This is a genomic window from Haloarcula taiwanensis (assembly GCA_002844335.1).
GTDB classification, from domain to species: domain Archaea; phylum Halobacteriota; class Halobacteria; order Halobacteriales; family Haloarculaceae; genus Haloarcula; species Haloarcula taiwanensis.
In genome coordinates, this window is record CP019154.1 from 1,466,400 (window position 1) to 1,480,032 (window position 13,633).

The 13,633-nt window shown below is 63.7% G+C and carries 15 protein-coding genes; 9 read left to right on the forward strand and 6 right to left on the reverse strand.

The features are described from left to right. Positions 1-24: 24 nt before the first annotated feature. Both BVU17_07570 and BVU17_07575 read right to left on the reverse strand, forming a co-directional pair. A complete protein-coding gene (locus BVU17_07570) occupies positions 25-1,101 on the reverse strand; it encodes a TrmB family transcriptional regulator (protein AUG47386.1) in 1,077 nt (358 codons plus the stop codon). Positions 1,102-1,161: 60 nt separating this feature from the next. After that, the gene (locus BVU17_07575; GenBank protein AUG47387.1) at positions 1,162-2,151 is read right to left on the reverse strand and encodes an aldo/keto reductase; all 990 of its coding nucleotides are present in this window, start codon (positions 2,149-2,151) and stop codon (positions 1,162-1,164) included. 59 nt (positions 2,152-2,210) lie between these two features. Between BVU17_07575 and BVU17_07580 the strand changes: the two genes are divergently transcribed. The 5 genes from BVU17_07580 (at position 2,211) to BVU17_07600 (ending at position 6,065) form a co-directional block, all read left to right on the forward strand. Next, positions 2,211-3,086: a hypothetical protein gene (locus BVU17_07580; GenBank protein AUG47388.1), complete on the forward strand. Its 876-nt coding sequence runs from the start codon at positions 2,211-2,213 to the stop codon at positions 3,084-3,086. Positions 3,087-3,418: 332 nt separating this feature from the next. After that, positions 3,419-4,057 (forward strand): orotate phosphoribosyltransferase-like protein, encoded by a 639-nt coding sequence (locus BVU17_07585; GenBank protein ID AUG47389.1) that lies wholly within the window; start codon positions 3,419-3,421, stop codon positions 4,055-4,057. Between the two features lie 105 nt (positions 4,058-4,162). Further along, positions 4,163-4,360: a hypothetical protein gene (locus BVU17_07590; protein AUG47390.1), complete on the forward strand. Its 198-nt coding sequence runs from the start codon at positions 4,163-4,165 to the stop codon at positions 4,358-4,360. Positions 4,361-4,515: 155 nt separating this feature from the next. Continuing rightward, entirely contained in the window at positions 4,516-5,682 is a 1,167-nt protein-coding gene (locus tag BVU17_07595; GenBank protein ID AUG47391.1) for a 3-ketoacyl-CoA thiolase, read from the forward strand. Then, complete coding sequence (locus BVU17_07600; GenBank protein AUG47392.1) at positions 5,679-6,065, forward strand: nucleic acid-binding protein; 387 nt, start codon at positions 5,679-5,681, stop codon at positions 6,063-6,065. The genes BVU17_07595 and BVU17_07600 overlap by 4 nt, the downstream gene beginning before the upstream one ends. A gap of 1 nt (position 6,066) precedes the next feature. Here the strand turns inward: BVU17_07600 and BVU17_07605 are convergent, their stop codons facing one another. From BVU17_07605 to BVU17_07615, 3 genes are all read right to left on the reverse strand, one after another. Continuing rightward, positions 6,067-7,008 carry an alpha/beta hydrolase gene (locus BVU17_07605; GenBank protein ID AUG47393.1) on the reverse strand — a complete coding sequence of 314 codons (942 nt, stop codon included), beginning with the start codon at positions 7,006-7,008 and terminating at the stop codon, positions 6,067-6,069. Positions 7,009-7,113: 105 nt separating this feature from the next. Further along, entirely contained in the window at positions 7,114-8,157 is a 1,044-nt protein-coding gene (locus BVU17_07610; GenBank protein ID AUG47394.1) for an LAO/AO transport system ATPase, read from the reverse strand. Then, positions 8,154-8,576 carry a methylmalonyl-CoA mutase gene (locus BVU17_07615; GenBank protein AUG47395.1) on the reverse strand — a complete coding sequence of 141 codons (423 nt, stop codon included), beginning with the start codon at positions 8,574-8,576 and terminating at the stop codon, positions 8,154-8,156. Before BVU17_07615 ends, BVU17_07610 begins: the two co-directional genes overlap by 4 nt. Positions 8,577-8,848: 272 nt before the next feature. Here BVU17_07615 and BVU17_07620 point away from each other — a divergent pair, with 272 nt between their 5' ends. The 4 genes from BVU17_07620 to BVU17_07635 are packed head-to-tail and all read left to right on the forward strand — an operon-like array spanning position 8,849 to position 11,781. Then, positions 8,849-9,523 (forward strand): glycosyl transferase family 2, encoded by a 675-nt coding sequence (locus tag BVU17_07620; GenBank protein AUG47396.1) that lies wholly within the window; start codon positions 8,849-8,851, stop codon positions 9,521-9,523. A gap of 2 nt (positions 9,524-9,525) precedes the next feature. Continuing rightward, on the forward strand, positions 9,526-9,912 hold the full coding sequence (locus BVU17_07625; protein ID AUG47397.1) for a hypothetical protein: 387 nt from the start codon (positions 9,526-9,528) through the stop codon (positions 9,910-9,912). Then, positions 9,905-10,762: a polysaccharide deacetylase gene (locus BVU17_07630; protein AUG47398.1), complete on the forward strand. Its 858-nt coding sequence runs from the start codon at positions 9,905-9,907 to the stop codon at positions 10,760-10,762. The genes BVU17_07625 and BVU17_07630 overlap by 8 nt, the downstream gene beginning before the upstream one ends. Then, positions 10,759-11,781 carry a hypothetical protein gene (locus tag BVU17_07635; GenBank protein AUG47399.1) on the forward strand — a complete coding sequence of 341 codons (1,023 nt, stop codon included), beginning with the start codon at positions 10,759-10,761 and terminating at the stop codon, positions 11,779-11,781. The genes BVU17_07630 and BVU17_07635 overlap by 4 nt, the downstream gene beginning before the upstream one ends. 26 nt (positions 11,782-11,807) lie before the next feature. On the opposite strand, the gene BVU17_07640 is transcribed toward BVU17_07635, so the two are convergent. After that, positions 11,808-13,595 (reverse strand): dolichyl-phosphate-mannose--protein mannosyltransferase, encoded by a 1,788-nt coding sequence (locus tag BVU17_07640; GenBank protein ID AUG47400.1) that lies wholly within the window; start codon positions 13,593-13,595, stop codon positions 11,808-11,810. Between the last annotated feature and the right edge of the window lie 38 nt (positions 13,596-13,633).

Genomic DNA, 13,633 nt, shown 5'->3' on the forward strand with positions numbered 1-13,633 from the left:
TAATCCCGAAAAACGGCGCCTGTGTCACTCGTACGTGACGTCCGTAATTGTAATCTCGGTCGCTTCGATTTCCTCGATGACGGCTCCCCAGCCGCCGACTTCGTACGTTCCGCTATCAGTGGCCAGCGTCGCGCTGATTCGGCCGGCCATCTGTGCAAGCGGGACCGGGTCCGTCCGTCCGATGCTACTCCCGGTGTAGTCGACGGCGGTGATGCGCCCGGTCAGACCAACCGACTCCTTCGTTTCCGTGTCGTACCCCTCGACAGTAGCCTCGATAATCGCGTCCTCATTCAACAGCGGTTCGATGTCGCGGACAGCGTGTCGGAGGTCGACGTACGTCGTCGGGGTTTCCGGCGTCCGCTCGGTGTACAGTGTGTCCCAGATCTCCCACAGACAGGTCAGGAAAAACCAGTGGAAGACGTAGGTGTGAGTTCGGTCCTTGACGAGCACACCGTACTCGTTGACCGAGTCGTGGTGGGGCGCAAAACACGTCCAGGTCCGGTCGACAAGCACGAAAAACGGGGCCGGAATCTCGCGGTTCCGGGCCTCCGTACAGGTCCCTTCGATGTCGGAAAGCGGCGGGACTTCCTCGTCAGGACTCGTACAGATGCTGAGTTTGATGTTCACGCCGCGGTCGTGGGCGGCGATGAGTTCTTCCCGGACCGCGTAGAACTGCTCGGGGTTCACGCCGACCTGAATCTGGTTTTCCGCCGCTTCGATGAGCTCCCGGGCCCGGCTGACGACCGTTTCGAACCGCTTGACGATACTTACCTCGTGCTCGGATATCTCGGGCTGGTTCCAGCGTTCCTCGATGGTCTCGGCCGCGTCGAGGTACTTGCTCGACCGTGACCGCAGGTCCTCAAGCACTACGTCGGGATTTCGCGCCCGAGCAGTCAGGCTATCCTGCTGGAACGTCTCGATATACCCCTTCGACTCAAGATCCCTGAGCACGTCGTATATCCGCGGGTCCGGAACGTCACAGGAATCGGCGATGTCCGTCGCCGATGCGGTCCCCAGCCCCAGCAACGCCACGTAGGCCTCCGCCTGGTACGGAGAGAGACCGGCATCTTCGAGGACATCGGTTAGTTCGCTGTCGTCCATGTGTATACAGGGAAACTGAGTACGCAGTTAACGTGCATGGTTATCCATCGAGGTCACTGATTAGTCCTTGCCCTCGACGGGCCACTGCGGTTGTTTTGGGGCCTCGATTCGGGCACACTCCTCGTCGGTCAGGTCGACGTCGAGCGCTCCGACGTTCTCCTCAAGCTGGTCCATCGTCCGCGGGCCGATGATCGGCGCGTCGACGACATCCTGCTGGCAGAGCCACGCCAGGCTGACCTGTGCCGGTGTCGCGCCCTTCGCGTCGGCAATCGCCCGCACCTCGTCGAGGACCGCCCAGTTTTCGTCGCTGAACCGGTTTGCCGTGTACTCGTCCGTGCTCGCCCGTCCCTCGGCGAGGTCGTCGCCGCGCTCGTACTTCCCGGCGAGGAAGCCGCCGGCCAGGGGCGACCACGGGATGACGCCGACACCCTCCATCTCACACACCGGCAGGAGGTTCGCCTCCTCGTGGCGGTCGACGGCGTTGTACTCCGGCTGCATCGAGACGAACCGCTCGTACCCTTCGATGTCCGCGGTGTACAGCGCCTTCTGGAACTTCCAGTTGGCCATCGTACTGGCGCCGATATAGCGGACCAGCCCCTCGTCGACGAGGTACGTCAGCGCGTCCAATGTCTCCTCGATTGGCGTGTCGTCGTCCCACCGATGGATCTGGTAGAGGTCGAGATAGTCGACGCCGAGGCGGTCCAGCGTGGCGTGACACTGGTCGATGATGTGTTTCTTCGAAAGCCCGCTGCCGTTCGGCCCGTCGTGCATGTCGAAGTACACCTTCGAGGCCAAGACCAGTTCGTCGCGTCGGGCGGAGTCGACAGCATCGCCGAGTATCCGCTCGCTCTCGCCGTTCGAATACGCGTTGGCTGTATCGAAGAAGTTGATACCCAGATCCAGCGCTCGTTCGAGTATTCGGCGGCTCTCGTCCTCGTCATTTAGCATCCAGGGCTCGGCGCTTCCGAAGTTCATCGTTCCGAGACAGAGTTCGGACACGTCGAGCCCTGTCGACCCGAGCGTGGTGTATGTCACCGAGGAATCGTTCATGACAGTTCATACCACAGCTGTTGTTAAAGAATTTTGGGACTGCATATCGTTGTCAAAACATGAGCCGGAAATCCCCACAGAACAGTCCTACTCCGATGGACGCACTCGAAACCTTCAGAGACGAGTCCTACACCGGGGCAAACAGGTGCTGGCCGTGTACGGTACTGAATCTTGGCTTCGTTGGAGCGCTTGCCATGCTTCTGCGCGGGCGTGACCGTCCGCGGTCGAGCCTACTGGTCGCTGTTGTCGGCGTCGCGATCGTCTATTTCCGAGGGTATCTGGTCCCGTACACGCCCGAATTTGCCCCGCGGCTGGTGGCGGCATCACCGGTTCCGGACGAGTGGTTCCACGCGGAGCCAGCACAGGGGGACACATCCCAAGAAGACGTGACCCGACGGGAAAACGAGTCGCTGGCCGACGACGTCGAGATGGACGGCGAAACCGTCTTCCGGGAGCTTTCGGCAGCCGGCGTCATCGAAGCCGAGGGTGAACAACTGTTTCTCACGACGGCTGTAGACGTGGCGTGGCACGAGCGGATGGACGAGCTGGCCGACGACTCACTTGACGCCCTCGCCGCGGCGCTACAGGCGTCGCTACCGGGAGTTGACGCTGCTGAACCGTACGTCGACGACGCGGAGTGGCTCGCACTCGGCGCGGACCACGCGAAGCTCCTCCCCCGTCCAGTCGTCGTCGCCGAACTCGCAGCTTACGAGGTCCTCGGCGAGCGTCTCGACGACGAGCGGCTCAGAGTCGCTGGCGCGGAGGCGTTCCGGATGTTCCTCGACAGGTGCCCGGTCTGTGACTCCGAACTAGTCGAGTCATCGTCAGTGTCGTGCTGTGGCGGCCATCTTGGACCGCGTCAGGACCCCGATGAGACGCTGGTCTGTCCGACCTGCGAGCAGCGACTCTACACGTTTGAACTGAGCGATACCTGAAACCAGTCACTCAAAGCTGGGGATCTACTGGCTAGTCGGCATGCAGGACGCACTCCGGGCTCGGAGCGCAGAGCCAGTAGACAACGGACGGGGGGAGGTCCCGCCTGACCGCTGGTGCGTGCGGTCCCATGGACAACCATGCTGCGTGGCAGACAGTTACCGTCGGCCGGGTTGGGGGTGGTGGGAACGATGTGACCAAACAGCGGCCTCACATAGTTCCGGACTGCAGGGGGAATGTACCCAGCCAGTAGAATACTACAACTGCTGTTGTAAATATATTTCGGTGGCTGAAGAACACTGCCTATTAAATCCTCGCACACGGAGATGATGATATGAAGAACATCGACGACCTCGTCGACAGCGCGTCCGACTTGGCACAGCGTGGCCTCTCTAAGGGCGAGATTGCTGACGAGCTCAACGTCTCACGGGAGACGGCAAGTTGGCTTGTCGAACGCAGCGGCACCGGCACGGAACCGGACACGAGCGACGACGGCGGTCCCCACGACATCCACGTCGACTGGTCCGCTGTCGGGCGTGACAGCAACCGGCTGTATCACGCGGGCGCAGCGATGGCGGACCTGCTCTCGAAGAAAGGCGACGACGTAGACCTTACTATCGGCATCGAGAAGGCCGGCGCGCCGCTCGCGACGACTGTTGCGCGGGAACTGGAAACAGACCTCGGGACGTACGCCCCGACCAAACACCAGTGGGACGACGACGAGAGCGAGACCAGTGACGGTTCGTTCTCCCGGAACTTCGCGCAGATCCGGGACCGCGACTGCTACGTCGTTGACGACACTATCACGAGTGGCAAGACGATGGGAGAGACAATCGATGCAATCCATGAACAGGGCGGCAACCCTGTGGCCTGCGTCGTGCTGGCTGACAAGCGCGGTGTCGGCGACATCCGCGGCGTCCCGGTGTACTCTCTGCTACAGGTCATCCGAGTTGGGAGCGACGGCGACTCGTAGCGGTCCTGCTCAGCTGTTCCGAGCACGTGTTCGCTGCGCGGTCTCCGAATCGACGTGGCCACACGAGAGACTATCCTTTTATTCGTGCCGTGCGTAATTCGTGGTATGACTGTACTGTCGTTTGACGAACAGGGCGTGGATGTCGTTTACGAGGGGACGGAGTTCCGCCTCGAAAAGGCCCTCATCGAGGATGCTATCCAGAAGTCGTATCCGAACGTCACCGACCACGAGGTGTTGCAGATGGTCGAGCCGGAACCAGCGCTGTCAGGAGAGCCACAGCGTATCGCCGAAATTGTGAACTGATTCGACGTAGTTCCCTTGTGGGCTACAATTCCGTTGTGAGAAGTACTTCTGGCTGAGAACGCATATCCCGTTTGCAGGCGTTTAAGCAGGTGAATATGCGCTAATTAAGCATCCGAGCAGTAGGCATTTAAGCCGTCAGCGCGCACTGGGTGATAATGTCAGACCCACGTATTGCCGGGGCTAGCGTAACACAGTTCGGGAAACACCCCGAACGGACCGGCCGAGACCTGTTCGCCGAGGCCGGACTCGAAGCGCTCTCGCAGGCTGGAATCGACCCGGAGGACGCTGAAGCGCTCTATTACGGCAACTTCATGGGCGAACTCGCGGAACACCAGGGCCACCAGGGCCCGCTGATGGCCGAGGCCATCGGGCTGGACGTTCCGGCGACCCGCGTGGAAGCGGCCTGTGCATCCGCCGGGACAGCCGTTCGTGAAGCCGTCAAGACGATCCGGAACGGCGAGGCGGAGGTCGTCGTCGTCGGCGGCGCGGAACGGATGACCAACATCGGGACGGCAGCGGCGACAGACGCGCTCGCCATCGCCGCCGACGACCTCTACGAGGTCCGTGCCGGGATGACCTTCCCCGGGGCGTACGCGCTGATGGCCCGGTCGTACTTCGACCAGTACGGCGGCTCCCACGAGGATCTCGCTCACGTCGCCGTCAAGAACCACGAACACGCCCTGGTCAACGAACACGCACAGATTCAGCAGGAAATCACGATCGAGGACGCGCTGGAGGCCCCGACGATTGCGGACCCGCTCGGCCTGTACGACTCCTGTCCGATTACTGACGGGGCCGCGGCTGCCGTCCTGACGACGGAGGCCTACGCCGAGGAACACAACTTGGACGCCCCGGTCGCCATCACCGGGACCGGGCAGGGCGGCGACAATCTCGCGCTACAGGACCGTCCACATCTGGCACAGACGCCCGCCGCCGACAAGGCCGCCGAAGAGGCGTACGGCGACGCCGGCGTCGGTCCCGACGATGTCGATTTCGCCGAGGTCCACGACTGTTTCACCATCGCTGAAGTGTTCGCAATCGAATCGCTTGGCTTCTACGAGCGCGGTGAGGGCATCGCCGCGGCGCGCAACGGGGAGACGACCCGCGATGGCGACCGCCCGATAAATCTCTCGGGCGGGCTGAAAGCCAAGGGTCACCCGGTCGGCGCGACCGGCGTCGCCCAACTGGCGACCGTTGCCTGGCTTCTCGACGGGTCGCATCCGCGGGCCGACGCCGTCCCGGACAGCACCGTCGGTGTCGCACACAACGCGGGGGGTACGGTCGCGTCTACGACTGTCCACGTCATGGAGGTACAAGAATGACTGAATCCGCACAGGATGGCGAGTACGACGCGTGGCTCGACAGCATCGAATCTGGCGACGGGTACTACCTCGAATGTTCGAACGGCCACGGCTGGCTGCCGCCCCGGCGAGTGTGTCCGCGCTGCCACGACCAGGAACTCTCGGCGGTCGATCTGCCAGAATCCGGCGAAATCGCGAGCCACACGACGATTACCGTCCCGACGCCACAGTTCGAGGACGACGCGCCCTACGTCACCGCCATCGCCGACTTCGGCCCGGTTTCGGTTACGGGACTCGTCCGCGGCGTGGACCCTGACGACGTCGCTATCGGCGACGTGGTCGGCATCGATGTCGGCGAGCGCGTGACGACCGGCGAGAGAGCCGTCGTGTTCCGGCCGCGCTAACTCAGTTCTCGACCGTTACCGACGTCACTCTGTCGCGGACCACGTCGACGAACTCACCGGGGTGTTCGACGTGGGGCAAGAGCAGCGAATCACCGAACACGACGAGCATCGCATCCGCCTGTTCGGCCAGGTCACGACCCTTCGACAGCGGTGTGATGTCGGCATCCTCACCCCAGACCAGCGTCACGGGCACGTCGAGGCTTGCCAGTACTTCGCCGAGGTCGTCCTCCGGGTCGAGGAAGCCGGAGACGAACGACGCCGGCGCGAACCGCGCACCGGGCTGGTGGCCGCTCTGCCACTCGTAGTCGACCACTGCGTCGGTGAGGTTGTCCATATCGTAGTACCCGTGGTCAGCGTGGAAGTGGCGGATGGAGGGCTTCGAGACGGTGAGGTTGTAGATTGCCTCGCCGACGACGGGCGCGCGCAACAGCGATCGGAGCCAGACGGTGCGGTTCCCCATCGAAGTGTCTGTCGGGCAGATGAGGACAAGTTCCTTCACCTCAACCTCCTGTGCCGCGCTGGCGGCGTATGCCCCTGTCAGAGACGACGCGACGACGGTCGCGTCGGTGGTGTTGTCCTCGATGAAATCGCGGACGAAGGCTGTGTACAGCGAGGCCGAGTACAGCAGCGGCGGGCGGTCTGTGTGCCCAAAACCCGGTAGGTCAGGCGCGATGACGTGGTACTCCTCCGCCAGCGTGTCGAACACCGTGTGGAACTCGTGACTGCTGGCAGCGGCGTTGATGCCGTGAAACAGCACGAGGTCCGGGTCCGACGGGTCGCCAGCCTCAGTGTACGCGATATCGAACCCGCGCCAGCGGTACGTCCCCTGTTCCCCCTCGAGCATCGGTTCGAACGCACCGGCCTGCGACTGCAGCACGCGGTTGGCAGCGGCTGTCGCACCGACCGCTCCGACGACCGCACCGAGCGCCTTGCGGAGTTTCATATTGATGACTTGGAGCCCCGAGTATGTTATACATGCTGGACGAGCGTCAGATGACTGTCGCTATCGTCGCGGGCAACCGTAGCCGCGGACGCGACAGACCCGAACTCAGTTCTCGTCGCGAGGCTCGTCGAGACACTCCCGGAGCGGCGCGAGAACCTCGTCGACGACGGTGTACGGGTCGGTGTGGCGCTCGATGACAGCGTCGACGTACTGTTCGATACCGCCGCGGCGGTCGAGTTCATCGACCAGTAGTTCGTTTGCGTCCTCCCGGAGCAGGGTTCGGATCTCGGCGGCGAATCGCTCCCGTGCCTGCCCCTCTCGTCGGCCGGTTCGGTCCAGATAGTCGCCGTGGTCGGCCAGCGCGTTCAGGAAGTCCTCGACGCCCTCGCCCCGGTTAGCCACCGTCTCCACGATTGGGGGGTCCCACGTCTCCGTGCCGCTCTCCTCGGCGTCTGCCTCGGCGTCGTCGGCTGCGAGTTCAGTCGCGCCGTGATGGCCGGAGTTCGGTCGTCCGCTCTGTCCCTGAAGCATCTCCCGGAGCTGCTGGACAGTCCGGTCGGCTCCGTCGAGGTCAGCCTTGTTGACGACGAACACGTCACCGATTTCGAGGATCCCGGCCTTGAGCATCTGCACGTCATCGCCGCTCCCCGGCGGCACGAGCACGGCGACGGTGTCGGCCGTGCGGACGATGTCGACCTCGTTTTGGCCTGCACCGACCGTCTCGACGATGATCTTGTCCTTGCCGAAGGCGTCCAGCGCGGTCACGGCGTCGGTCGTCGCCGTTGACAGCCCGCCCAGCGAGCCGCGAGCGGACATCGACCGGAAGAACATGTCCATGTCGCCGGCGTTCGAGGCCATTCGTATCCGGTCGCCGAGTACTGCGCCGCCGGAAAACGGCGAGGACGGGTCGATAGCGATGACACCGACAGTCTGGCCCCGCTCGCGGTAGGTCGCTGCGACCTTGTCGACCAGCGTGGACTTGCCCGCGCCGGGACTGCCGGTGACGCCGACCACGTCGGCTGTCCCGGTGTGCTGGTGGAGGTCGGAGATGATCTCCCGATACCCCGGCGAGCGGTTCTCTATCTTCGTGATGACCCTGGCGAGAGCGCTGTGCTTGCCCGCAAGCAGGTCAGCGACGAGGTCGCTCATCGCTCGGGCGCGTTCTGGTGGATGTAGTCGATCATCTCCTCCATCGACGCGCCCGGACCGAATATCTCGTCGACGCCCTGCCCGCGGAGTTCTTCCTGATCGTCGTCCGGAACGATGCCGCCGACGAGAATGAGACGGTCGTCGAACGCATCGTACTCCTTCAGTCCGTCGAGAATCTTTGGAACGAGCGTGTTGTGCGCCCCCGAGAGGATGGAGATGCCGACGACATCCACGTCCTCCTGCACGGCGGCCTGCACGACTTCGTCGGGTGCTCGGTGGAGTCCCGAGTATATCACTTCGAAGCCGGCGTCTCGGAGCGCCCGCGCGATGACGTGTGCGCCCCGGTCGTGACCGTCGAGTCCGACTTTCGCCACCAGACACCTGATGGTCCGTTCCGTCTGCTCCTGCTCGACACTCATGCCAGTACGTACCGCGCGGTGTGTTTTCATTCTTGCCCTATTCATCATGACTGATGTCGAGTACGGCTCCCCTCGGGGAACGAAGATTGAGAGTGGGCATTCCGCACCGCGTGTGTGAGCCGGAACCAGTCCGGCCGTTCGGCCTGCAGTCGGCTGTGACCCTGGGAGGTCTGTATACCGTGCCCTGAGCGGTCAAAGAAGGGCGACAGGGAGGACTGAGACAATTCCAGAGAACGACAATTCTAAGTTCGCTGCTAGCGGCGTTTCCACCAGTGCGAACAGTCGCCGTCATCCCCGCGTACAACGAGTCGAGCACCATCGGGTCGGTGATTGACGGGACCAGCCAGCACGTCGACGAGGTCGTCGTCGTCGACGACGGCTCGTCTGACGACACCGCAGCCGTCGCCCGGAAGCACGGTGCACACGTCGTCACGCATGTGTTCAACACCGGTGTCGGTGGGGCCGTCAGGACGGGCTATCAGTACGCGATTCGGCACGACTACGACTTCGTCGTGCAGGTCGATGCCGACGGCCAACACGACCCGGCGAAGATTCCGACCCTGCTGGACCACGCGGAGGACGCGGACATGGTCATCGGCAGCCGCTACCTGAACGAGAGCATCGAGGATTACCCGCTGGTCAGGCGGCTGGGGATCACCTTCTTTACCACCGTCGTCCGCAAACTCGGCGGCATCGACATCACCGACGTGACCAGCGGCTTTCGCGTCTACCGCGTGTCGGCCTTAGAGGACATCCTCCACCGCTCGGACAACCACTGGGCGGTCGAACAGACGCTCGATGCGGCCCAGCGCGGCCACCGCATCGAAGAAGTATCGATAGAGATGCCGATCCGGGACGAGGGCGAGTCGCAGTTCAGCCTCGACACGCTCGTGCTGTACCCGCTTCGGATGACTGACACGGTGTTTCGCGTCCTCCTCTTTCGCTAAGTATGGTCTTTGGATTCGATTACTCACTGGTCAACCTCCTGTCGCTGGTCGTCGGCCTGGCCTTCCTCGCGAACGGGTACATCATCGTCAGAAGCGAACGCGAGTCACTAGAGCTGTTTGTGATGTCGCTGCTGCTCGGCGCAGGGCTCATCGTCGTCGCCGTCGTTCCCAACGTGTTCGAGGTCGTGGCGCGGCTGCTGGGCCTCGAATGGAAGGCGCGTGCCATCCTCGTCATCTCGAACCTGACGCTGTTCGTCGCGGTGACGTACCTGCTCAACCGAATCGGGCATATGTACGACCGGCTGTCGCGGCTGAACGAGGAGCTGAGCCTCCTCCGGAGCGAACTGGAGGAACACCAGCTACGGACCGAGGACGAGCAGGATGACTGACCGGGCGGTGTTGTCGATAGATTTCGAGCTGTTCACCCAGACGCCGGCCTACCGGAGCGCATCGGGGACGACCGACCGCGACGGTGTCGGCCTCGACGGCGGTCGATTTTTCAGGGACACGCTCGCAAAGTACGATGCGACTTCGACCGCATTCGTGGTCTCATCAGTCGCTCAGACCCATCCCGACGCCGTGCGAGCGCTGTCTGATGCGGGTATCGAAATCGGCTCGCACACGCAGACACACCAGTTGCTCTCTGCTCTCGACAGCGAGGAGCGACGAGCGGAGTTGTCCCAGTCGAAGGCCGTGCTGGAGCGAGTTACCGGCAAACGCGTCTCCGGGTTCCGCGCGCCTGCCTTCGACATCACCGACGACCACTTCGACCTGCTTGCCGATACCGGGTACACGTACGACTCTAGCGTCGTCTCCAGTCGGTCAATACCGGGGTGGTACGGCGGCGAGTACGACATTCACGAGCCGGTGCCGGCGACGGCCGTGCGTCCAGACGCGCCGGACAGCGTTACGGAGTTCCCGGCGAGCGTCATGCCCGGCCTGCAGTTACCTCTCACCGGGACCTGGCTCCGGTTTTTCGGCCCGCGATACACGATTCTGGGCATGAAATTACTAGCCCGGCGTGGTATCACGCCAATGCTGTACGTCCATCCGTGGGAACTGGTCGACCTGCCAGCCGTTGAGGGAGTGCCGACGCGGGTGTACGTCAGAACTGGTGACTGGATGCGCCGGGCCGTCGAACGGATTCTGCAACAGGACTTCGAGTTCACGACCGCACGGGCCGTTTTAGCTGACGGTGAGGCGGCCGCGTCACAGCTACACAGGGGCGAGACGCCGTGACGAGTCGGGCTCGTGACCTGGGCATCACGGTTGCCCAGTACGGTATCGCCGTCGGTGCGCTTTCGTGGCTGCTCACGCAGTTCGACATCGGGAGCGCAATCGACCTGCTCGCCGGCGTCGAGAGCGAGACAGCGCTCGCGATCGTCGCCGTCAGCGCCCTCGGCATCTGTGGCCGAGCCTACACGTGGCACGCGGTAATCTCCCCGCTGTCCCCTGTCCGGTTCCGGACCGCCGCTGGAACGACCCTCATCGTGAACTTCGTCAACCAGTTGCTCCCCTCGCGGCTCTCCGGACGGCTAGCCGCACCATTTGTCCTCCGGAGCCAGACCGGGATGGACTACAGCGACGCCGCAGCCGCCTCAGCGCTTCACACCGCTGTCTTCGCGCTGTACTACGGCGTCGCGGCGACCGCGGGACTCGTCTTGGCGATTCCACTGCTCCGGCCCGAACTCCTCGTGGTGCTGGCGCTCGCGACGAGCCTCTACTTCGTAGCCGGTCTCGCCATACTGTTCGGAGGACTCAAGCTCACCTATCTGGACCGCCTTATCGGCTGGCTGTCCGGGGTCGCAGTCCAGGTCCCACGCGTCGGCGAAAGGCTCGCGGCCCGACTCGACGGCCTGCTCGAATTCACGGACAGCTCAACCACGACGTTCCGGACACTGGCGAGCGAGCCGGCAGTGTGGCTGCGGTACGCAATCGGCTGGGCCGTCGATCTCGTCCTTGCGCCCGGCGTCCGCGTCGGCTTGCTGCTGGGGAGTTTCGGCGTCGGGTTCGAACCACTGGTCGCGGTGCCGCTGTATCTGCTGGTCGCATACACTGTGACACTCTTGCCGCTGACGCCCGGCGGTATCGGCATCACCGAAGCGACGGCGACAGCGGTGTTCGTCGCGCTGGGCATCCCGGCAGCAGTTATCATCCCGATCATCTTCGTCGACCGGTTCCTCAGTATCTACCTGCCGTCGCTTGCGGGCTGGTATCCCTCTGTTCGACTCGACGTGACGTCACTGACGACAGAGTAGCCGGAAAGAGCTACGCAAAGAGGGACTCAGAAGGGCGGATGCCGGCTCGTGTCGCACTGGCCGTCACGCTCCAAAATCAGCGTGTACTGGTTCGCCGCGAGTTCCTGCTCGTCGGCGAACTGGTCCGTGTGCGGGACAACGCCGAGTCGGAGCAGGTCGGTAAAGGAACCGGGCGTCGGCCGCTGGGGCACGAAGTTCGGCGGCCGCTCCCCGAACTCCGCGACGATTCGGTAGTTATACTCCTCGTTCAGAAGCTTCCGGAGGTAGACGGCCTGTGCGTCACCGTTCCGGTAGTAGGTGTCTTCTTTGAGGTAGAGCAGGTCACGGTACCCGACCTGAATGTATCGCGGACACGCCATCGCTTCCTCCGCTTCCGAGTCCTGACCGGCGACGTGGCGGGCGGTCAGCGAGTGCGGGATAGCAGTGTCTTGGATGTGGACGCGATACGACTCCACCACGTCCCCCTCGTCGCTGTTGTCTTCGAGCCACGCTGTCGCCTCGTCCCGGGGCATCGACGCGAACTGGGCTGCCCCGATACCGGCGTAGACGGCCGTTGTTACCAACAGAACGGCCATCACCGGTCGCGCCAGAGACGACGAGCGCTCGCGGAGGTCCACCAGTCGTCCCCCGACGAGTAAGGCGAGCAGCGGGAACGTCGGCAAGAGGTGGTGGACCCGGAAGTCGTGCCACTGAGAGAACATGGCGATGTAGGCTATCAGTCCCGTCAGGACGAGGACAGTGCCGTGGACGGCGACACCGCGGTCACGCAACGTCGCAACGGTCGCCACGATGCTGGCTGCGGCCGCGGCAACCAGCGGCAGTCCAAGCGCGCTGAAGTACCCCCGCAGGAACCACCACCACATCGGGGCGTCGGGACCGGTCGGGTGACTCATCCGCGAGGTCGAGCCGCCGAACACCCGCTCGATGAACGGCTCGGGACCCGCCACGAGCGCGGTCGGGAATCCAAGCACGATCATGACGAACCCAAGCAAAGCGCCGCTCAGGAGGAGCTTCGGCCGGTACAGCGTCTCCGTTAGCGGCGCGTCAGCGACACGGGCACGCAGCAGGAAGGCGACGCCGATAAGCAGGATAACCGGCGCGGCCGTCAGTTTGAACGCGATGGCGACCCCGCCAGCGGCGCTCGCCGCTAGAAACAGCGTTCCGTCGTCGGTCTGAACGTACCTGACCAGCAGGTACAGCGCGAGGAGGACAAACACCAGCGCCGGCATATCCTCGCCGGCTTCCTTCGAGATGGTGAGGAAGCCGAAGGTCAGCGAGAGCACGACCGCCGACAGCCGGCCCGCGTTGCGCCCCTCGATTGCGACGCCCAGGCGGTAGGTGAGGTAGACGGCACAGAGTGCAGCAACGACGTTGGTTAGCCGGATGAAGACGAGGCTCCCGGTCCATATCCACTCGGGCGTGGCGGCCCAGGCCTCGTAGTGGCCGAACTCCCAGCTTGGGAAGGCGATGGCTGTGAACGCGCCCAGGTCGCCGGTCAGTGCTGCGACAAGGACGACAGGGAGGATGGCGAGTACGTAGAGGTACAGCGTCGCGCCGAACGGGGCCCGGCCCCACTCGACACCGGCCTTGAGACCCTCGAAGGTCGGTTCTTCGAGGACTGAGCCGTAGACGACCATCGCGTCGAGCAGGCGGCTGTACTCGTCCCGGGTCGCGAAGTTCGGGATGCGGTGCCAGAACCAGAATCCGACCAGCACAGTCGACAGGAGGAGAATATAGCGGAGATAGGGGTCGTCCCGGAGGTCCGACCGTCCCTGTTCGACAGCACGTCGGGGCAGTGACCGCCAGCCACTCATCGTGTCAGTGCTCCGGTGTGTGCGTTGAAAAGGTTGCC

Bases quoted from the DNA above. Each gene is read 5' to 3' on its own strand.
- BVU17_07570 (AUG47386.1), bottom strand. From the start codon at position 1,101: ATGGACGACAGCGAACTAACCGATGTCCTCGAAGATGCCGGTCTCTCT.
- BVU17_07575 (AUG47387.1), bottom strand. From the start codon at position 2,151: ATGAACGATTCCTCGGTGACATACACCACGCTCGGGTCGACAGGGCTC.
- BVU17_07580 (AUG47388.1), top strand. From the start codon at position 2,211: ATGAGCCGGAAATCCCCACAGAACAGTCCTACTCCGATGGACGCACTC.
- BVU17_07585 (AUG47389.1), top strand. From the start codon at position 3,419: ATGAAGAACATCGACGACCTCGTCGACAGCGCGTCCGACTTGGCACAG.
- BVU17_07590 (AUG47390.1), top strand. From the start codon at position 4,163: ATGACTGTACTGTCGTTTGACGAACAGGGCGTGGATGTCGTTTACGAG.
- BVU17_07595 (AUG47391.1), top strand. From the start codon at position 4,516: ATGTCAGACCCACGTATTGCCGGGGCTAGCGTAACACAGTTCGGGAAA.
- BVU17_07600 (AUG47392.1), top strand. From the start codon at position 5,679: ATGACTGAATCCGCACAGGATGGCGAGTACGACGCGTGGCTCGACAGC.
- BVU17_07605 (AUG47393.1), bottom strand. From the start codon at position 7,008: ATGAAACTCCGCAAGGCGCTCGGTGCGGTCGTCGGAGCGGTCGGTGCG.
- BVU17_07610 (AUG47394.1), bottom strand. From the start codon at position 8,157: ATGAGCGACCTCGTCGCTGACCTGCTTGCGGGCAAGCACAGCGCTCTC.
- BVU17_07615 (AUG47395.1), bottom strand. From the start codon at position 8,576: ATGAGTGTCGAGCAGGAGCAGACGGAACGGACCATCAGGTGTCTGGTG.
- BVU17_07625 (AUG47397.1), top strand. From the start codon at position 9,526: ATGGTCTTTGGATTCGATTACTCACTGGTCAACCTCCTGTCGCTGGTC.
- BVU17_07630 (AUG47398.1), top strand. From the start codon at position 9,905: ATGACTGACCGGGCGGTGTTGTCGATAGATTTCGAGCTGTTCACCCAG.
- BVU17_07640 (AUG47400.1), bottom strand. From the start codon at position 13,595: ATGAGTGGCTGGCGGTCACTGCCCCGACGTGCTGTCGAACAGGGACGG.